At 58.5% G+C, this 19,611-nt stretch carries 20 protein-coding genes; 14 read left to right on the forward strand and 6 right to left on the reverse strand.

From position 1 onward, the window contains the following. Nucleotides 1-63 precede the first annotated feature (63 nt). Complete coding sequence (locus tag MHK09_RS07320; RefSeq protein ID WP_005324763.1) at nucleotides 64-447, reverse strand: RNA polymerase-binding protein RbpA; 384 nt, start codon at nucleotides 445-447, stop codon at nucleotides 64-66. A 130-nt stretch (nucleotides 448-577) separates the two neighbouring features. Here MHK09_RS07320 and MHK09_RS07325 point away from each other — a divergent pair, with 130 nt between their 5' ends. From MHK09_RS07325 to MHK09_RS07340, 4 genes are all read left to right on the forward strand, one after another. Then, the gene (locus MHK09_RS07325) at nucleotides 578-919 is read left to right on the forward strand and encodes a hypothetical protein (protein WP_034655353.1); all 342 of its coding nucleotides are present in this window, start codon (nucleotides 578-580) and stop codon (nucleotides 917-919) included. Nucleotides 920-922: 3 nt separating this feature from the next. Continuing rightward, the gene (locus MHK09_RS07330) at nucleotides 923-1,624 is read left to right on the forward strand and encodes a YceI family protein (RefSeq protein WP_005324760.1); all 702 of its coding nucleotides are present in this window, start codon (nucleotides 923-925) and stop codon (nucleotides 1,622-1,624) included. 2 nt (nucleotides 1,625-1,626) lie between these two features. After that, entirely contained in the window at nucleotides 1,627-1,803 is a 177-nt protein-coding gene (locus MHK09_RS07335; protein WP_005324759.1) for a hypothetical protein, read from the forward strand. A 1,089-nt stretch (nucleotides 1,804-2,892) separates the two neighbouring features. Further along, nucleotides 2,893-3,801: a Dyp-type peroxidase gene (locus MHK09_RS07340; protein ID WP_250413102.1), complete on the forward strand. Its 909-nt coding sequence runs from the start codon at nucleotides 2,893-2,895 to the stop codon at nucleotides 3,799-3,801. A 26-nt stretch (nucleotides 3,802-3,827) separates the two neighbouring features. On the opposite strand, the gene MHK09_RS07345 is transcribed toward MHK09_RS07340, so the two are convergent. Further along, nucleotides 3,828-5,141: a class I SAM-dependent methyltransferase gene (locus tag MHK09_RS07345; protein ID WP_005324757.1), complete on the reverse strand. Its 1,314-nt coding sequence runs from the start codon at nucleotides 5,139-5,141 to the stop codon at nucleotides 3,828-3,830. Nucleotides 5,142-5,374: 233 nt separating this feature from the next. Between MHK09_RS07345 and MHK09_RS07350 the strand changes: the two genes are divergently transcribed. The 4 genes from MHK09_RS07350 to MHK09_RS07365 all read left to right on the forward strand — a co-directional run bounded on the left by MHK09_RS07350 (nucleotide 5,375) and on the right by MHK09_RS07365 (nucleotide 9,935). Continuing rightward, complete coding sequence (locus tag MHK09_RS07350; RefSeq protein ID WP_005329603.1) at nucleotides 5,375-6,718, forward strand: NAD(P)/FAD-dependent oxidoreductase; 1,344 nt, start codon at nucleotides 5,375-5,377, stop codon at nucleotides 6,716-6,718. 246 nt (nucleotides 6,719-6,964) lie between these two features. Continuing rightward, the gene (thiM, locus tag MHK09_RS07355) at nucleotides 6,965-7,777 is read left to right on the forward strand and encodes a hydroxyethylthiazole kinase (protein ID WP_250413103.1); all 813 of its coding nucleotides are present in this window, start codon (nucleotides 6,965-6,967) and stop codon (nucleotides 7,775-7,777) included. Beyond that, a complete protein-coding gene (thiE, locus tag MHK09_RS07360; RefSeq protein ID WP_005329593.1) occupies nucleotides 7,778-8,407 on the forward strand; it encodes a thiamine phosphate synthase in 630 nt (209 codons plus the stop codon). Next, nucleotides 8,400-9,935 carry a bifunctional hydroxymethylpyrimidine kinase/phosphomethylpyrimidine kinase gene (locus MHK09_RS07365; RefSeq protein WP_250413104.1) on the forward strand — a complete coding sequence of 512 codons (1,536 nt, stop codon included), beginning with the start codon at nucleotides 8,400-8,402 and terminating at the stop codon, nucleotides 9,933-9,935. Before thiE ends, MHK09_RS07365 begins: the two co-directional genes overlap by 8 nt. Here MHK09_RS07365 and MHK09_RS07370 read toward each other — a convergent pair. Beyond that, a complete protein-coding gene (locus MHK09_RS07370; protein ID WP_250413105.1) occupies nucleotides 9,932-10,534 on the reverse strand; it encodes a class I SAM-dependent methyltransferase in 603 nt (200 codons plus the stop codon). The genes MHK09_RS07365 and MHK09_RS07370 overlap by 4 nt on opposite strands. A 108-nt stretch (nucleotides 10,535-10,642) precedes the next feature. On the opposite strand from MHK09_RS07370, the gene MHK09_RS07375 reads away from it, so the two are divergent. After that, nucleotides 10,643-11,716, forward strand: coding sequence for a magnesium and cobalt transport protein CorA (locus MHK09_RS07375; protein WP_005329588.1), 1,074 nt, complete (start codon nucleotides 10,643-10,645; stop codon nucleotides 11,714-11,716). Nucleotides 11,717-11,739: 23 nt separating this feature from the next. Further along, the gene (locus tag MHK09_RS07380) at nucleotides 11,740-12,906 is read left to right on the forward strand and encodes a saccharopine dehydrogenase family protein (RefSeq protein ID WP_250413106.1); all 1,167 of its coding nucleotides are present in this window, start codon (nucleotides 11,740-11,742) and stop codon (nucleotides 12,904-12,906) included. On the opposite strand, the gene MHK09_RS07385 is transcribed toward MHK09_RS07380, so the two are convergent. Next, complete coding sequence (locus tag MHK09_RS07385; RefSeq protein ID WP_005329576.1) at nucleotides 12,903-13,349, reverse strand: PaaI family thioesterase; 447 nt, start codon at nucleotides 13,347-13,349, stop codon at nucleotides 12,903-12,905. The genes MHK09_RS07380 and MHK09_RS07385 overlap by 4 nt on opposite strands. 59 nt (nucleotides 13,350-13,408) lie before the next feature. Between MHK09_RS07385 and gnd the strand changes: the two genes are divergently transcribed. From gnd to MHK09_RS07405, 4 genes are all read left to right on the forward strand, one after another. Further along, nucleotides 13,409-14,860, forward strand: coding sequence for an NADP-dependent phosphogluconate dehydrogenase (gene gnd, locus MHK09_RS07390; protein WP_250413107.1), 1,452 nt, complete (start codon nucleotides 13,409-13,411; stop codon nucleotides 14,858-14,860). Nucleotides 14,861-14,969: 109 nt separating this feature from the next. After that, on the forward strand, nucleotides 14,970-16,268 hold the full coding sequence (locus tag MHK09_RS07395) for a DEAD/DEAH box helicase (protein ID WP_250413108.1): 1,299 nt from the start codon (nucleotides 14,970-14,972) through the stop codon (nucleotides 16,266-16,268). A gap of 19 nt (nucleotides 16,269-16,287) precedes the next feature. Then, nucleotides 16,288-17,136, forward strand: a complete 849-nt coding sequence (locus MHK09_RS07400) for a 3-methyladenine DNA glycosylase (RefSeq protein ID WP_250413109.1) — start codon at nucleotides 16,288-16,290, stop codon at nucleotides 17,134-17,136. Nucleotides 17,137-17,176: 40 nt separating this feature from the next. Then, a complete protein-coding gene (locus MHK09_RS07405; protein WP_250413110.1) occupies nucleotides 17,177-18,022 on the forward strand; it encodes a hypothetical protein in 846 nt (281 codons plus the stop codon). A gap of 283 nt (nucleotides 18,023-18,305) precedes the next feature. Here MHK09_RS07405 and MHK09_RS07410 read toward each other — a convergent pair whose 3' ends face one another. Next, a complete protein-coding gene (locus tag MHK09_RS07410; protein ID WP_005324738.1) occupies nucleotides 18,306-18,869 on the reverse strand; it encodes a MerR family transcriptional regulator in 564 nt (187 codons plus the stop codon). A 146-nt stretch (nucleotides 18,870-19,015) separates the two neighbouring features. After that, the gene (locus MHK09_RS07415) at nucleotides 19,016-19,609 is read right to left on the reverse strand and encodes a bifunctional nuclease family protein (RefSeq protein ID WP_250413111.1); all 594 of its coding nucleotides are present in this window, start codon (nucleotides 19,607-19,609) and stop codon (nucleotides 19,016-19,018) included. Between the last annotated feature and the right edge of the window lie 2 nt (nucleotides 19,610-19,611).

A 19,611-nucleotide genomic window follows, 5' to 3' on the forward strand; every position in this document is an offset into this window, starting at 1 on the left:
TAAGGCCCGTACCGTCCCTTAGTCAGACTAGGGAGGTACGGGCCTTTTTGCTGCCGCAGAACTTTAAGAGTTATTTTGCTGCTGCTCCTGCTGTTCCTTCAAGAGGCGAGCTGCGGAACGGCGGCGGGAGCGCAGGTGGTTAATGCGCTCTTCAAGCAGCTCATCGAGCTCCTCGATGGAGCGGCGCTCACGCAGCATATCCCAGTGGGTGCGTGGTGGCTTAGCGGGCTTAGACTCAACGCCTTCACCTTCTACTAGGTGGCCCAGCTTGCCGTTCTTGCACATCCATTCTTCAGGGATTTCAGCATCATCCGCGAAAGGCACCTCATAAATCTCGCCGTCTTCGGTGCGGTACTTCACCATCTGGCGCGGTGCGAGGTCGTGGTCGCGGTCGGTTTCGTAGCTGACTGCGCCCATACGGCTGCCACGGAGTACGCGATCTGCCATGCAACATCATCCTTTTCAAAGAGATCCCTGATTGAGTGCGAAGCAAAACTTCGCCTAAGAGCTACTAATTATAACGAACACCCACGCGTCTTTGTTCCCAGCCCGCCCAAAATGGACTAAAGTGTATCGGGTGATCCGTACAGCTAGTCGTGAACGCAACGTCGGTTCCTGCCAATGGTGTGGGAAGGACATTGACCAAGGCGGTAGGGGACGGCCACGGAAGTTTTGCAGCGCCTCCTGCAAGCAGCGCGCTTATGAGCAGCGAAATAACGTCAGTGGCACGGGGATTCCCGCCAATGCCGTGATCCTTACTCCAGAAAAGGCAGAGAGTTTGCGCGACGGACTTTTTGAACTACGTTGTTCCGCAGAAGATATCAATACCGCCGCGGAGGAAGGCGCTAGTGCGCAGGAGCTTGCCGGTTTGTGCGAAGAGCTTGTTGCCCTGGCGCGACGCCTAGAAGGACTTCGATAGCAGATGAAAAAGCTTTTTTATAACCGCAAGCTCGTCATCACCATCTTTGTGGTGCTGATTGTGTTGCTCACCGCCGTGGCCATTGGCCCGATGGTGTATTCGCTCCTCAAGGGCGCCGGAGTAAAGACCGAACCAGTTTCCGCCGACGGCGCAAAGGCCGCATCAACGGAGCTCGATGGCACCTGGGAGGTAGCCAAGGGACGCGCCAATAACCATACCTCGGTTGGTTTTACCTTTAATGAGGTTCTACCTGCGGAAAAGACCACCACATCGGGTTCAACCACGGAGGTCACCGGCCAGGCGGATATTTCTGATTCCACCCTGAAAACCGCCGCGGTCACTGTTGATATGGACGAGCTGACCACGGACAAGAAGGTCCGCGATCAGAACATGAAGTCCAAGCTCTTTGAGACCCAGCTTTTCCCAGAGGCATCCTTTGAGCTCACCGAGCCAGCCTCGCTTGCCGACGTCCCGGATGACGGCACCATTGGCACAGTCAAGCTCACCGGAGATCTGACTATCAAGGATGAAACGCACGAGATTTCCCAAGACTTCGACGTTCTTCGCGATGGCGATCAGATCGTCATCGGCGGCACCGTGCCAGTTGATCGCCTTGATTATGGCGTGGAGACCCCGGAGATGCTCGCCGCGAAAGTCGAGGAAAAGGGCGAGGTAAATCTCCGCATTTCCTTTGAGAAAAACTAGCGATGGTCAAGCCAGTGAATTCCCGTCAGATTATCCCGTTTATGTGGCTGCGCCTCGTCGTCGTCATCGGCTTTACCATTTTCGTAGCCGTTCAACAGATGTGGGTCATTGTGGCCATCTCGGTTCTTTTGGCGCTGTTGACTATGTGGCAGCTGTGGAGCGCTTACCGTAATTCCTAGTTGAGGCCTTCACGGCGTGGGTAGAGTTCCCCGAATAACGTCAGTGTGACGTTATATAGTGGTGTAGTTGGCACCGCCAGTAGGGCGTATTTTCGCCCAATATCAGGTTTTTCGGTCACCGAACGAAACACCGCCACCAACGGTTGACCCCCTGAATGAAGAAGTCCCGAAAGATAGATGGGGCCCGCTGTAGTAAAACCGAGCCCCAATGAGCTACAGCCGGAATCCATACCTGCGCCTGAGTCTGGCGGTCGGCGGAGGGCGCGACAGAGACCGCGGGGCGTCGCCAAGCAAAGCGTCGTAACATCGCGTGGAGGGTTAAGGGAGCTGAACCGGAAACCAATAGATGGGCCGGGAAGATGTGTAAGCACTCGGGCGCTTATGGTGGCGACGAACGATGACCCTCCCGATATCAGTATTTGTCCGATAATGTACATTATGTCATTTTAACCAGGGGTGGCATTCCCCCTTTTAGCTCCTGACTCCATAGATCGATACCTGCACCTCGCTTCTGTCGTTCGCTCCTGACAACACGCGCCCGAATGAAGCTTCCCAGATGTGCCATTCCTTCACGACAATTGGGCTCTCGTCATTTCTCATACGGCGGATGACTTCTTTCTCGGCTAGGCCTCTCGTAGCACATGCGGCCTTAAGCTCTGGATCGAATTCAGCGTTCGACGGATCCGATCCCTGCGCGTGTCCACCGCTAAATACGATATAAACCACTTCCGGATGGTGTTCTACATCCAGTGGACCTTTCCACCCACGCAGGTGTGCCTCTTCAGTCCAACAGGTTACCCCCGAGCGGTCTACGCATTGCCCCATGGCTTTTTCTTGGGCGCGCGTCAGTGCAACGCCTGCAAAAGACTCATCATATGAATCGTCGTTCCGCGCAAATAATACGAAGATCCGCGCGGTGCTTTTTCTTCTGCTCTTTCGTATCCTTGTCCACATCTTCTCACCCGGCTATCGGTTAGTCTTCGACCAATACGCACACTAGCTCATATAACGACCAAGATGGCCTCTATCAGGGGCGATTCCAAGCCGGCGAACGGGCCTGATTACCACAGGGTGCGTAAAATTGGCATCATGACGATTCAGCATGTAGTAGATAAGCCTTCCCGCGCAGCTCTCTTCCTCGTCCTTGAAATCAAGGACGGCGGCGAGCAAGCCACCCGCGATATGCTCACGGGGTTTGCCGGACTGTTTAAGTCCGTCAACTTTCGCTATAACGAAGGCGAACTTTATACCGTAGTCGGCATTGGTGCCTCCATGTGGCCACGTTTGACCAGCGCACCTATGCCGGAACGCCTGAAGGAATTTGAGGCAATCGATGCCGCGCATAAGGCCCCGGCCACGCCAGGCGATATTCTTCTCCACTTCCGTGCGAATACCTATGACCTGTGCCATGAGATGGCCCGCCAGGTACTGGATCAGCTGGGCGATGCCGTCAGGGTTATCGATGAGACGCACGGCTTTAAGTACTTGGACCAGCGCGATTTACTAGGCTTTGTGGATGGCACCGCCAATCCCCTCGCCGAAGAGGCTTTGGATACCGTGCTGCTTGGCGATGACGCCGACTACCCTCGTGGCTCCTACGTCACCGTCCAGAAATATATCCACGACCTGGCCAAGTGGAACGAGCTGAGCACCGAGGAGCAAGAAAAGGTCATCGGCCGCACCAAGGCCGACGATATCGAGTTGGATGACGATACCAAGCCCACTAACTCTCACGTAGCCCTCAATGACCTCGAGGAAGATATTTACCGTGAGAACATGGTCTTCGGCTCTTTCGCCGCGGGTGAGATGGGCACTTACTTCATCGGCTATGCCAAGGACCCCGAAAACGTCATGGAACGCCTGCGCAATATGTTCATTGGCAAGCCGGAGGGAAACTACGACCGTATCTTGGACTTCTCCACCGCGCTTACTGGCACCAACTTCTTTGTGCCCAGTGCGGATCTGATGAAGAACTTCGACGAGCTGCCGCCGGCCTAAGGGCCGCCCGCCTTACGGCCGGCCGCCTAACGCCGGCCCCCGCGGTTGCGGTGAGCCAACCCAAATTGCACCGAGTCAATCATCCCGAGCGTCATAAGGGCCTCACGGAGGGCAAATTGGAAGGTCCATAAGCGACGGAAGACTGGGTCGAACCCAGCGGCCGCTGCTTCTCGCAGGTGCCCGTCAAAAAAGGATCGCTGCTGACGCAGGGATTCCAAGTAATGGGTGCCTACGTGTGTTTCGGACACGATGCGCAGGTTAGAGTTCTTATCCACTAGCTGGTGCATCTCCGTGGTGCGCGGATAGTCCAACCCCGGCCACACATAGGCTCGCAAGGCCTGAAGCGAGGCCTTACCGGCCTCCGTCATCGACTCGGTCGCCACGATGGACTGGATTCCCGCCCGCCCATTAGGCGTCAAAAACCGATCGACTGCGCGGATATATTCTTTGCGCTCGCTGGCGCTGAGTTGTTCTACCTTTTCTACAGTGACGATTGCGTCATAGTGCCCGTGCCATTGCTTAGGGTTCGGGACGACACCGGGAATGCGCTCGACATGGATGGAATCGTCTGCCCCCTCTAGTACGAGGGCCTCGCGCATGTGGCTCATTTGGTCCACATCACTGGTCAAAACGTCCACCGTAGCGCGTCGCTTAGTCGCCCGCATCGCTGGCTGCATTCCGGCAGCCGGGTACACCAACAGGTGGGTTCCGGCGCCGGTGCGGGTGCCGTCAAGCAGCCAATCCGCTGCGCGGCGCTGCGCATCTCCCAGGTCATCCCTGTCCACACTCGTGGGCTCACTCAGCGTCGTGACATCGACGAAGTGGCTCTTCGGCTCCTTGCGGCCGGCCTTGGGGCTATAGCTTTCCACCGTTTCCCTAATGGTGGTCGGTACGCCACTGGAAAAAATCCCACCTACATGGCTTAATCCATCGCCGGCATAGAGCCGAACCAATTCCAGTGGCAGCTCCCCTGGCTCCGACTTACCAGCACCAAGCATTTTGGACTTGGGGAGGTAGCCTGCTCCCAATAGGCGGCCGAGCACCTTTACCAGCTGCGAGGAGGAAGTGACGGTCCACTCTCCTGCCATGTAGCTTTCCGCAAATCCCAACCAACCGCTAGCGGCAATGCGCTCAAACAAGGCATCATGCCCCACCTTGAGATCTGGTCCATCTTCGGCTTCGAGGTCCAGTTCTAGACCGGCATCATCGCAGGCCTTGGCAAATTCAGCCTCTGCCCGGCGGGCTTTCATTCCAGGCCAACGAGGTGCGGGAACCGTAGCCACATTGGGCCAGGATTCTGCATCGATAGAGCTCAAATACTCAGGGCGGGTAAAAGACATAATGCCAGGTGCGCTCCTTGGTGGGCGGAGGAAGTCACTATCCGGAACAACCTTAGTCAGCTTTGTGCGCACCCCGGTTTAGGCGCTCCGCACAGCCGCGCCGGTTCTTCCCACGGAATCCGCAACGCAGGGGCGGAAGTTTATCAGTCATTAAGTATGCGCGTTCTGTTTGAAGTGTTTAGACTGTACAGGTACAAAACATTAGCTTTCTTAAGGAAGGTCGCATTAAATCCATGACTGATACCCCTTATCGCCCCAACGGTGGCCGCCACCACGTCGTCGTGGTTGGCGCCGGCTTCGGTGGTCTCAACACCGTTCAGAAGCTGAAGAACGCCGATGTGGAAATCACCCTCATCGATAAGAAGAACCACCACCTGTTCCAGCCGATGCTGTACCAGGTAGCAACCGGCATGATTTCCGCCGGTGAGGTTGCCCCTTCCACCCGCCAGCTGCTGCGCGATCAGGACAACGTCCACTTCGTCAACGCTGAGGTAACTGATATCAATCTGGCGGACCAGACGGTGACCGCCGAGCAGGACGAGTTCTCCCGCACCTATGCTTATGACTCCCTGGTTGTCGCCGCGGGTTCCGGTCAGTCCTACTTTGGCAACGACCACTTCGCCGAGTTCGCCCCCGGCATGAAGACCTTGGACGATGCCCTGGAGCTGCGTTCTCGCATCATCTCGGCCTTTGAAAAGGCTGAGCTTACTGACGACCCCGCAGAACGCGAGCGCCTGCTCACTTTCATCATCGTTGGTGCCGGCCCAACCGGCGTTGAGCTCACCGGCCAGATTGCCGAATTGGCAAACCGTACCCTCAACGATGTCTACTCCAACTACGGCACTACCTCCGCCAAGATCTACCTGCTCGATGGCGCCCCACAGGTACTGCCACCATTTGGCAAGCGCCTGGGCCGCAAGGCGCAGCGCACCTTGGAAAAGGAAGGCGTACAGGTTCACCTCAACGCCATGGTGACTGATGTAACCGCAGATACCGTCACCTACAAGGACATGAAGACCGAGGAGGAGACCACCCTGACAGGTGCTACCAAGATCTGGTCGGCTGGTGTGGCCGCTTCCCCACTGGGCAAGATGGTTGCAGAGCAGGCTGGCGTCGAGGCAGACCGCGCAGGTCGCGTCTCCGTCAACGAGGACCTGACCGTGGGCGAGCACAACAACGTCTACATGATCGGTGACATGATCTCCCTCAACCGCCTGCCGGGTCTGGCACAGGTTGCTATCCAGGGTGGCGCGCACGTCGCAAAGCTCATCCAGGCCAAGGTGGACGAGGAATCTACCGCAAATGAGAAGGAAGCCTTCGACTACTTTGACAAGGGCTCCATGGCCATCGTCAAGCGCTTCAACGCCGTCGTTAAGCTGGGCAAGACCGAGTTCGGTGGCTTTGCAGGCTGGGTTGCATGGCTCGGCCTGCACCTGACCTACGTCATTGGTCTGCGCAGCCGCTTGGCCGTGCTGGTTAACTGGGCAACCAATATCCTTTCCCGCGATCGCGGCAACCTGGAGATCACCACCCAGCAGCGCATCGCACGCAACATCATTAACAAGAACGAGAAGTAGTACCTCCTCGCTCGCATCGCCGCCCCACCTGCTGCAAAGCAGGCTCTGGGCGGCGATTTTTATTTTCCTCGGCTACCTGCTGCTAGCGCCGGCGATTCCACTACTGGGGAGCCCGGACATCGATTTTCGCACATAGTTTCCGTGACCTTTGTTAGGCTGAGACACGCAACATGGGGTGCCGCACGCGGTGCGGCTGAGAAATACCCATCGAACCTGCACTCAGTTAGAACTAGCGAAGGGATAGTTGTGGATTATGCTTTTCTGCGCGCACACGACGCTGTGCGCGAGTCCACGCCGCTTATTCAATGTTTGACCAATAAGGTCGTCAGCAACGTCACCGCCAATGCCCTGCTGGCCATCGGGGCTAGCCCGGCGATGGTCGATACGCCGGAGGAATCGCGCGAATTCGCCCAAGTAGCCAGCGGCGTACTCATCAATTGCGGCACGCCCAGCTCAGAGCAATACGGCGGCATGCGCGAGGCTATCGCTGGGGCGAACTCCGCCCACACCCCCTGGGTACTCGATCCGGTAGGCGCCGGCGGACTGAGCCACCGCACCGAATTCATGCGCGAGGTGCTGCCACTCGGCCCGGGCGCAATTCGTGGCAACGCCTCAGAAATCATCGCCCTCGCAGGTACTGGGCAGGGCGGCCGTGGCGTCGAATCTACCGATGGCGTGGAAGCCGCCCTGGATTCGGCAGTAGCACTTTCCCGGGATACCGGAGCCGTCGTGGCCATTTCCGGCCCGCGGGACCTTATCGTCCACGTCGGCGATACAACCCGTGCCGTCTACCTCGAATCGGGGCACCCGATGCTCCAAAACGTCATCGGTACTGGCTGTTCCCTCGGTGCTATCTGCGCCGCATATCTGGCCGCGTGGGAGGATCCTTTCGAAGCGATCATCGCCGCCCACGCGCACGTTGGCGCGGCAGGTAGCTTGGCCGCCGAAAAGCACCACGCCCCCGGCTCCTTTGCCGTCGCTTGGCTGGATGCCCTCTACGATGTCCCGACGGCGGATATCGAGGGCCTGGTCAAGCTCACTGACGTGGAGGAGGTTTAAGTGTCTATTGACTGGACGCTCTACCTGGTCACCGATCCTGATCTGGCTGGCGGGCGAGACAACGTGGTCCCCATCGTGCAGGAGGCTGTACGCGGCGGTGTTACCGTTGTCCAGCTCCGGGACAAGGAAGCTAGCGATGAACAGATCGAGCGCACCGCACGCGAGTTGCTTGATGTACTGGGCGATGTCCCACTATTCATCAATGACCGCGTGGAGGTGGCCGCAAAACTCGGCTGCCACCTGCACATTGGGCAGGATGATATGGCCTTTCGCGAGGCCCGAGAGAAACTGGGTGAGGGCCAGCTTATTGGCTTATCCATCGGCAGTAACGAGGAGCTTGCTGCTATAGCGGACGATGCGCGCCCAGATGTCATTGGCATCGGGCCCGTGCATTCGACTGCAACGAAGAAAAACGCCCCGGCCGGCATGGGTACGGCTGCGGCCGCAGCACTCGCTCACGCCGCACGTGAGCGTGGCATCGAATCCGTCGCCATCGGCGGAATCAAGACCCATAATGCGCACGAGCTGGCGGGCAGCGACTTTGCCGGAATTTGCGTAGTCAGCGACATCATGGCGGCCGAGGACCCCGCAGCAGCCGCCGCCCACCTTAAGGAGGCTTTCCATGGCTAAAGGCATCTATCCCCGAGTACTATCCATTGCCGGTACTGATCCCACCGGCGGAGCAGGAATTCAAGCAGATCTGAAATCCATCTCTGCCGCAGGCGGCTACGGCATGAGCGTGGTGACGGCGTTGGTGGCTCAAAACACCCAGGGTGTTCGCAGCGTCCACGTACCACCGGTGGACTTTCTGCAGGAGCAGCTAGACTCCGTCATCGATGATGTGGAGATTGATGCGGTAAAGATTGGCATGCTTGCCGACGCCGCCATTACCGCCAAGGTCGCAGACTTCCTGCGCCGCCTGCCGGACGATGTTCCCGTGGTACTTGATCCGGTCATGGTGGCTACCAGTGGAGATCGTCTGCTGGAAAACGACGCAGAACAGGCCGTGCGCGATCTCTGCTCACAGGTGGACCTCATCACTCCCAACTTGAAGGAATTGGCAGTCCTTACTCACACGAACGAAGCGAGCGACCTAGAAGAGGCCATTGCCACGGCGAAGGAATGGGCGAAGAGTGCTGGTACCGCGGTCGTCGTCAAGGGCGGGCACCTCGATGCTGACATCGCCGACAATGCGGTGGTTAATGCGGATGGGGCTGTGCACCGCGTTGCTTCCAGCCGTGTGGACACGAAGAACACGCATGGAACTGGGTGTTCCCTTTCCTCTGCCCTAGCCACCCGCCTGGGAGCCGGCGATAGTCCCGCGGCAGCTCTGGTTTGGTCCACTCAGTGGCTGCATGAGGCCATTGCCCATGCGGATGCGCTTCACGTGGGCAAGGGACACGGGCCCGTGGACCACCTGCACCGCTCGCAGCGCCTCATGCAGGCCGCCTCTACCCTGCCCCAGCCGTACTTATCCGGCAACCTGGTAGAACCGGAAAACGTTGACCAGCCGCGCGTTCCCGCAGCCGGCCCATACACGCAACGTCTGTGGAACCTCGCCGGGGATCACTGGGAGGCCATCAAGGCTCTGCCCTTTATTCGGGCCTTGGGCACGGGAGCGTTGGAAAAGGATGCCTTTGGCTTCTACCTCGACCAAGATGCCCAGTACCTGAATGCATACTCCAAGGCATTGGCTCGCCTCGCCAGCCAAGCCCCAGAAGCGGCACAGCAGCTGCACTGGGCTGAGGGAGCGCATGATTGCTTGGCGGTGGAGGCCGAGCTGCACCGCGGCTGGCTCGAAAGCGATATCACGACCGCAGCCTCCCGGGTAACTAGCGCCTATACGGATTTCCTCATCCGCTCGACGCATACGGATGACTACGTGGTGGGTGCTGCGGCGGTACTGCCCTGCTACTGGCTATACGCCGAGGTAGGCCTCCACCTCGCAGAATTTGATTCCCCCGAACACCCCTATCACTCATGGCTTTCCATGTACGGCGGCGAGGACTTCCTCAACGGGGTTCGCGCTAGCCTCGACATCGTCGAACAAGCCCTCGCCGGGGCGGATGAGCGCACCCGCCTGCGTGCCGAGCGCGCCTATATCACCGCCAGCCACCATGAGGTCGATTTCTTCGACCAAGCGGATAGGCGCTTTTAGGCCAGCAGGTCTGAGCCGGGTCGCGAAAGGACGGCGACCAAGAAGGTGGAATGCTCCGAGAAGAGCTTCATGTCCCACGAGGAGAAAGTGAAGTCGACTCGGTAGCCCACCTTCTGCGCCATGTCGAGGAAATCAGAAAATTCCCACCCACGGCCCTCGCCAAAGCCGGTCACGAGGCGGCCACCGGGCTTGAGGGAATTATAGATATTGCGCAGCGCGGGCTCGCGGCCGTCCTTTGCTAGAAAGCCCATGACATTGCCTGCGGACACGGCGATATCAAAGGGGCCTTCGGGCACCTCTTCCTCGCACAGATCTCCCACGAACCATTGCCCCTCTGGGAAATCGTGCTCTGCGTGCTCGATGAGAATGGGGTCTACGTCGACGCCCACAACGCTGTGGCCACGGCGAAGCAGCTCGCCGCCGACGCGGCCGGTGCCACAGCCGGCATCGAGGATGGTGGAGTTGCGTTCCACCATGGCGTCGATAAGCCGGGCCTCGCCGTTGATGTCTTTACCCTGTGCGGCCAGCACCTTCCATTTGCGAGCAAAGTTATGGGAGTGCTCGGGATTAGCGTCGGTTACTTCTTTCCACGTAGGCATAGATTCGATTATATTACCCGCCTTCGGTGTAAGATTTACCCGCTGCGTAAAATCGCCGCCTGCCCATTGGGAAAATATCCGCACTACCGCGCAAAGGAGGCTGAAAAGATGCCATCCGTACCTTCACCCTTTAGGGGCCGCAAGAAACCCGAGCCTCCTAGTAAGCCTACTTCCCTGCCGGTACCACCAGAGCGCGCCATCGAACATTGCCGCGTCTTTGTGGATGGCGAGGCGCTTCCTGGAGAGTATTCCACCAGCTCCGCGCTGGAAGCCATTGAGGAGTACGGCCGCGGATTTATTTGGGTGGGCCTGCACGAGCCCTATGAATCCCAGATGACCAAGGTGGCCTCCCAGTTTGGCATCCACGAACTTATCGTGGAAGACGCCGTTATGGCCCATCAACGCCCTAAGCTCGAGCGCTACGATGATCAGCTCTTCGTGGTCGCACGATCCGTGAACTACCGCGATCATGATGAGGTCACGGATAAGCGCCAGATCATTTCCACCGGTGAGATCCAGATGATCATGGGCTCCAACTTCATCATCACCGTCCGCCACGGCGCAAAGCTGCCCAACCTGGCTTATACGGTAGAAGATGAGCAGGACTTGGTAGAGCTTGGCCCAGTGGCCATGGCCTGGAAGATCCTGGATATGATGGTGGACCGCTACTCGGAGATTTCCCGCCTCATTAGCATCGAGGTCGATGAGCTAGAAGAAGAAATCTTCACCCCTAACCTCAAGTTTGATGTGGACCGCATCTACATGTTCAAGCGTGAGGTGCTGGAGATGAAGCATGCCATTGACCCGCTCTCGGTGGCACTGAAATCCATGGTCTCTGACCACAAGGATTTAATTTCCAAGCAATTGCGCTCCTACCTGCGCGACGTCAACGACCATGAGCTTGTGGTCAAGGACCAAATATCCAGCTTCGATGAGCGCCTTACCTCGCTTATCGACGCCTCCGTGGCCAAGGTAACGATGCAACAAAACTCGGATATGCGCACCATTTCCGCGGTCGTTGGCATGTGGGCCGCGCCTACTTTGGTGGCGGGTATCTACGGTATGAACTTCGATATCATGCCGGAGCTGCACTGGGCGCAGGGATACCCCATGGCTATCATCATCATGATCTTGGTCGTTGTGGGCCTGTGGGCGTGGTTCCGAAAGAACCACTGGCTCTAAACCCTCCGGTACGCTCGTGCACTATGAGCGATATCACTGTTTACGGCGCTACCGGGCTGGTCGGCCAATTGGTGGCGCGCTACCTTGCCTCGATTAACGCGCCCTCTGTGACTCTGGCCGGCCGGAACCGACCGGTGCTCGCCGCGCTGCGCGATGAACTCAATCCGCACTGGGACATCGCCATCGCCGCCGCCGATGATGCTGACGCTGTGGAGCGCATGGTGAAAGGTACCAAGGTGCTCATCACTGTGGTCGGTCCCTATAGCCTGTATGGCGGCCACGTCGTTGCCGCTTGCGCGCGCCATGGCGTGGACTATGTTGACCTATGCGGCGAGGTTCCCTTTATTCGCCGCAGCATCGATTCTCACCACGCCACCGCCCAATCCACGGGTGCGCGCATCGTCCACTCCTGCGGTTTTGATTCCGTTCCCTCGGATATTGGCATGCTCAATCTCTACCAGGCGGCAGGAAAGCCGTTTGCACGGGTGCAGATGGTCGTCGACAAGCTCAAAGGCGGAATCTCACCGGGCACCATCGAGTCTTCCCTGCAGGTCTCGCATGCCGCGCACGCGGATAAAGAGGTAGCCCGCAACCTGCACAATCCTTACTCACTGGACCCGGACCCCAAGGCCGGTCCACGCTTAGACGGCCTCCAGAATGACTTCGAAATCAAAGAAGTCGACGGCGTGGGCTGGGTAGGCCCCTTTTTCATGTCCATGTTCAATACCCGCGTGGTGCGCCGCTCTAACGCTCTGCTGGGGCGCGCGTGGGGCACACGCCTGTTTTACAAGGAAGCATGGTGGGCTGGCACCGGTCTTCCCGGGCGCGCCCGCGCCTATGGGCTGGCGCTCGCCACCAAGCTACTTTTTGATGGCACTCAGTCGCGCCTGCGCCCACTGGTGGAAAAGGTCCTGCCCACCCCCGGCCCTAAGGGCGCGCATTTCCAGGTCAGCTACCACGGCATTACCGAAGATGGCCAACGCTGGCGGGCAACTGTTTCTGCCGAGGGTGACCCAGGATATGAAGTCACCGCAATGATGCTGAGCCAGGCTGCGCTCTGCTTGCTCGAGTCGCGCTCTAATGCCGGCCGTGCAGGCGGCGTACTCACCCCGGCCACCGGGCTTGGAAAGCCCTATCTTGAGCGGCTAAACTCCCACGGCATGTCTTTTACCGCCGCTCGGGTGGACTAGCGCAGAATCATAGTGCGCAAGGTGGTGCGGGCGATAAGCTCGCGGCCTTGCCGCATCTCGACGCTCCACACGTGGGTGCGGCCGCCTAGCTGCACGGGCGTAGCCACGGCTTCTAACTCGCCCTTTCCTGTGGAGCAAATGAAGTCGCTGGAGTTATTGACGCCGACTGCGGGGGCGTCGGCAGCCGCAACGCTGGCAATGGAGGCCACGGTTTCTGCGATGGAGCAATACAACCCACCGTTGGCTACTCCCCAGGGTTGGTGATGCTCCGGCCGCACCTGCAGTTTCGCACGGGCCTCGCGCGGGCCCACGTGGGTGAACTGCAGTCCTAGCAATTCCGCAAGGCCGCCGTTTAAGGCGTTGAGAGACTCCAGTTCTTCTGCATTGAGCACTCGCGTGTGCGCGAGGTGGAGCAAGTCATTGAGTTTCTGCGTATCCGACATAGTCCACCAGCCTAGCCATTGATGCCAGCCTCGCATCCTAGTGACGTAGGATAGGCAGCATGATTGAAAAGAATGAACTTGCTCAGATTGGCGTCGTGGGATTGGCGGTCATGGGCTCTAATTTGGCCCGTAACTTTGCCCGCAACGGCAATACCGTAGCGGTGTATAACCGCAGCCCTGAAAAGACTCATGCACTCATTGAGGCCCACGGCGAGGAAGGCAACTTCGTGCCCTCGGAAACCATCGAGGACTTTGTGGCTTCCTTGGAGCGCCCGCGCAAGGCAATCATTATGGTCAAGGCTGGCAAGGCCACCGATGCCGTCATCGATCAGCTGGCCGAGGCCATGGATGAGGGCGATATCATCATCGACGGCGGCAATGCTTTGTTCACTGACACCATTCGCCGCGAGAAGGACGTAGCCGCCCGCGGCAAGCACTTCGTCGGCGCCGGAATCTCCGGCGGCGAGGAGGGCGCGCTCAACGGTCCGGCCATCATGCCTGGCGGCCCCAAGGAATCGTGGGAGACCCTCGGCCCGATTCTTGAGTCCATTGCCGCCAACGTGGACGGCACTCCGTGTGTAACCCACATTGGTGCGGACGGCGCCGGCCACTTTGTCAAGATGGTCCACAATGGTATCGAGTATGCCGATATGCAGGTCATCGGCGAGGCTTATCAGCTGCTGCGCTATGGCGCGGGCATGGAACCGGCCGAAATCGCAGAGGTGTTCCGCGAATGGAACTCCGGCGACCTTGATTCCTACCTCATTGAAATCACCGCCGAGGTTCTGGCCCAAAAGGATCCGGAGACTGGCGCCCCGCTTGTCGACGTCATCGTGGACGCTGCCGGCCAGAAGGGCACCGGCCGCTGGACCGCCATCAACGGCCTAGAGCTCGGCGTTCCGATTACCGGTATTGCCGAATCCGTCTTCGCCCGCGCGCTGTCCTCCTCCACCGCGCAGCGCAGCGCAGCGCAAGAAGGCCAGCTTCCCGCCGGCACCATCAAGGCGCTGGACGTGGACAAGGCAGATTTCATCGAGGATGTGCGCCGCGCGCTCTACGCTGCCAAGCTCATTGCCTACTCCCAGGGCTTTGACGAGATTAAGGCTGGGTCCGAAGAATTCGGTTGGGACGTTGACCCGCGCGATCTAGCAACCATCTGGCGCGGCGGCTGCATCATCCGCGCCAAGTTCTTGGATCGCATCCGCGCAGCCTACGACAATAATGCGGACCTGCCCGCCCTCATTCTCGACCCCTACTTCAAGGGCGAGCTGGAAGACCTCATCGACCCTTGGCGCCGCGTGGTCGTCGCCGCTACCCAGCTGGGACTTCCGGCGCCGGTCTTTGCGTCGTCCCTCTCCTACTACGACAGCCTGCGTGCCGAGCGCCTGCCGGCCGCTCTCATCCAGGGCCAGCGAGATTTCTTCGGCGCCCACACCTTCAAGCGCACCGACAAACCAGGTACCTTCCACATTGAGTGGTCCGGTGACCGCAGCCTGACCCAAACCGACTAGATTCGCAGTGACGTGATTAGGGGCCCTTCGGGGCCCTTTCGCCTTTTCCAAGCAGGTCTTTCTCATGGAATGCGGCGATCCGCCGCGCTGCCGATAGGATGGGAAAGCGATGACTACCTTTGCCGATCTCGGCCTTCCCCAGCGCCTAGTACACGTTCTGCACAACGAAGGCATTACCGAACCGTTTCCTATTCAAAAAGCCGCGATTCCCGACGCCCTGGCCGGCAAAGACGTACTCGGCCGCGGCCCTACCGGGTCGGGCAAGACCTATACCTTTGGCTTGCCCATACTTGCCCGCCTTGCCGGAACAGGTGCATCCAAGCCTGCTCATCCCCGTGCGCTTATCCTCGCCCCGACCCGCGAGTTGGCCACTCAGATTCACCAGCGCCTTGATGAACCAGCGGCAACGCTGGGCTTAAGAGTGCTCGCTGTCGTGGGCGGGGTAAATATCAATCACCATATCCGCTCCCTCGCCCGCCCCGTCGATGTACTTGTCGCTACCCCTGGCCGTGCCCAGGATCTAATTGACCAGGGCAAGCTGCATTTGGATGCGGTCCAGATTACTGCACTGGATGAAGCCGACCAGATGGCCGATATGGGCTTTTTGCCCCAGGTACGCAAGCTGCTGCGCCTAACTCCGGCTAAAGGCCAGCGCTTGCTGTTTTCGGCGACGCTTGACGGCGACGTCAACAAGCTGGTGGAGCAATTCCTCCACGAACCGGTGGTCCACACCACTGCGCCGGTGCAAGCTGCAGTGGATTCCATGTCCCATCACCTCTTTTTCGTCGGCGAGCGGACCGCCCGCAACGAGGTGGTGCTGCGCATTGCTGCCCGCCAAGGCAAAACCATCATGTTCATGCGTACGAAGCACGGCGTGGACAGGCAGGTCAAGAAATTGCGTCGCTCCGGCATCAACGCTTATCCATTGCATGGCGATAAAGGCCAAGGCGCGCGTACCCGCGCAATCGAAGGCTTCGCCGATGGCAGCATTCCAGTCTTGGTCGCCACCGATATTGCCGCCCGCGGTATCGATATTGCAGACGTTTCACTCGTCGTTCACGTCGATCCGCCCGCAGAGCACAAAGCCTATCTCCATCGCGCCGGTCGCACGGCACGCGGCGGTGCTGCGGGTACCGTGATCACTTTGGTCATGGATGAACAACGCAAAGAAGTAACTGCACTCATAAAGAAGGCTGGTGTCACGGCTACGGAGCACGATATTTCTCACCGTGACAATCCTGCAGGTGCGCCGGTACTTAAGGAGATTACGGGTGCTCGCAAGCCCAATGGTCCTGCGCTTCCGCCACCGGGGCAGGACGCGCCTCAGAAACCGGCGAAATCTGTCAAGAAATCTCATTCCCAACGCCGCCGCTCAGGCGGCAAAGTCGCCCGCCGCCGACGCCGCTAAGTCAAGGAGGTTAACTCTCATGCGTATCTTGAGCCCTGAGGAATGGAGTGCTCAACAGCATGAACACGAAAAGCAAGCCACCGACCGCTTGGAGCGCTTCCGACATCCTGGCAGCTACCACCCTGTTTTCGATTTTCTCTTTGAGTACTACCCCGTACGCCCTTCTCACCTAAAGCGCTGGCACCCAGGTGTAGGAACTGCGCTAACGGGCACTCCTCCGCATGCCGAATGGCGGGATTACCACGCCACCTCAGACGGCATCACCGTCGACATCGGCAGCTTTCTAGAGCGTCGTGGTGACTCGGTTCGGTATATTTCTAATCTGCTTCGGCGTTCCGCTACCAATCCGGCCCACTTTGACTGCTTCGGTCTGCATGAATGGGCAATGGTCTACCACACGGATTCCCCGCGACATTCGCTGCCCTTGCGGCTTGGTGCGGACGGGACCAATCGGGTTGTCGATGAGCACTCAATTAAGTGTTCTCATTATGATGCCTTCCGGTTCTTTACTCCTCCCGCTCGCCCTCTTAACCTCACTGTCCTGCATCGTGAGGATCAGCCCGACAATGACCAGGCAGGCTGCGTACACGTCACAATGGATTTATATAAGTGGGCCTGGAAGCTGGGACCACTGGTTCCAGGCGAACTTTTCCTTGAGTGCCTGAATCTGGCGATTGAAGCGCGCATCCTTGACATGGAGGCGTCCCCTTATGACTGCCGTGATTGGGGACTTGGCGTCGTGCCCATCGAAACACCTGAGGGCAAGGCCGAATACGTCTCGAGGCAAAGAACGCTGGCGCACAAAGCTGAACCACTGCGAGAACGGCTTGTCGCTGTGATAGATCAGGCACTTGCCCCGCTAGAATGAGCCACTAACAACGGCAGTTTGCTTGGGAGGAAAACACCACATGGCACGGCATTCAAACGGGAAAAATAGCTTCGCAGTAGCGGGATGGGTTATTGCGGTGGCTATTATCGCGCTGCTGGCCATAATCGCCCTGGTTACCTTCCTTTTACGCGGCGCGGGCAACGACGACGGCGAAGACTCCGCCGCACCCGGCGCAGTGGAAACCAGCACCGAGGCTGCACCGGAAACCAGCACGGCAGCTGCTTCCAGTGCTTCCACGTCCGCTGCGCCTACGAGCTCTTCGTCCCCGAAGAGCTCCGCTCCAGCGACGAGTTCCGCAGCAGCTCCCACGCCCGATGTGACGATGGCGGCAAATACGCTCCTGCTCTTGGATACTTCTTCGGCCATGGCGCCGATGTACGGCCCTGTATCCGAAGCCTTGGGCACCACTGCTTCTGACCTAGCCGCAGACGGCGGGGCAGTCTCGTTGTGGAACTACTCCTCTCCTATCTCAGAGACCGCCACGGTTGGCTTCCGTCAAAACCTGGGCTTTGGCGATGGCAACGCTGTATCCGGCACGCTCAGTGGCTTTGGAACTGGCGGTGTTCCGCAAACGCGCAGCGCAGTGGTAGCGGCAGTAGCCAATGCCGCCGACCAAGCTGCAGGCAGCGGCGATAAGGCGCGCGTGCTTGTCGTAACTACCGGCACCGAGCAAGACATGGATGATGCTCAATTCACGTCCGCTCTTGACGACGCCGCCTCCAAGGACGTTTCTCTCAGCGTCGTTCATGTCGGTGAAGGCAATGTCGATGCCGCACTGAAGTCCGCGGCTGATAGCTTCACTTCCGTTGATTCCACCGATGAGACCCAGCTTTCGGGAGCAATCAACAAGGCCGTCGGCATTTAACGAGGAACCGATTTTTCCCAGCACCGTACGAAGTCTCGTGCGGTGCTTTAATTTTTTGCCCTTAAAAAGACTAGAGCTCTCATACACAGCCCACCCACGGGCACTCCACCCAATTTAAGCACAAGGCCGGCACGGGTTCTAAGGCAGAGCTCGACCTCGATCCCGCGAGCCACACAGCGCGGAAAAGAACTGTCTTGCATTGTTGTCTCAAGACGATAGAGATCAAAAATCCACCCTTCTTCCCCGTGAGCTGGGAAGGAGGGTGGATTCTGTGTGGACGAGCTTAGGAGCTCTTGCGCTTGCGACGAGCAGCCAACTCGTCGAGGCCGACCACGTTGTCCTCGGCGAAGTCATCGATGCGCTCCGAAGGGAAGGAAGAAATGGTGCCGGACAGCTCCTTCAAGATGCCCGGAACCGCAATGCCAAAGACGCCCTGGCCGCCAGCGAGCAAGTCAATGACCTCATCGTTGGAACGGCACTCGTACACGGTGGTGCCATCGGAGACAAGGGTCAGCTTTGCCAGGTCATTTACGCCACGATCGCGCAGGGATTCAACTGCCAAACGGATATTCTGCAGGGAAATACCAGTATCCAGCAGGCGCTTCACGATCTTGAGTACCAGCACATCCTTGAAGGAGTACAGGCGCTGGGAGCCGGAGCCACGCGCCGTGCGGATGGAAGGGTTGACCAGGTTGGTGCGAGCCCAATAGTCCAGCTGGCGGTAGGTGATGCCGGCTACCTGGCAAGCGATGGGAACGCGGTAGCCCACTTCTTCGTCAGGTCCGACGTCAAAAAGTGATTCCTGCACGTAGGTGGATTCGGACTGGGAGTCCTCGTTAATGCTCACGTAATTACTCCAATGGGGTTTGTTGGAAGTTCTAAAGATCAATTAAAAGCCACGCACATACGCCCGTCAAGCGCTGCTTGCTCAACTGTCAAGTACAACTTTAGACTTCTCAAACCCCATTGTCACCATTAGTCACACGCGTGTCATTAATTTTTTTCGTCGTCATCCCCCGAAAGGAAATCCTTTTCGTCCATACCCAAAGACCTCATCATGGCTTCAAAATCTGCATCTGCCTGCGCATTTCCTGACGCCGAGGTCGAGGAATCATTGTTTTCGCTGGTCGATAGATTATCGGCTGCGGCGGGGGTGGAAATTTCCAGGTCGAAGTACTCTTTCACATCCGCATCGCTGGCATAAACGGACACCTGGGCAAGGAGATCTGCTTCGGCTGAAATCGGGACGTTGAAATATTCGGACACTGCAAGTGCGTCGCTTAACCGAGAGTCATAAACCTCTCCGTTCGGAGCCTTGATATCTACCATGAAGGTTCCCTGGTGGTAATTGGCAATTTCAATCGCATCTACCCCGCCAGTGCCCTCTAGTACCTCGCAGATCAGATCGTGTGAGGTGGGACGGTTTGGCTGGTGTCCGTCCAAGACTGCGGCCAGTTGCATACCCTCGATGGGAGAAATCCACACGGGAATCAAGCGATTTTCTTCCGGCCAGCGCAGCAAAGCGCACACATCGTCTTCGGGGCCGACCTGGTGGATACCGTGGAACTCTAGGGATACATCACTCATAA

Source organism: Corynebacterium tuberculostearicum (genome assembly GCF_022347235.1).
GTDB classification, from domain to species: Bacteria; Actinomycetota; Actinomycetes; order Mycobacteriales; family Mycobacteriaceae; genus Corynebacterium; species Corynebacterium tuberculostearicum_F.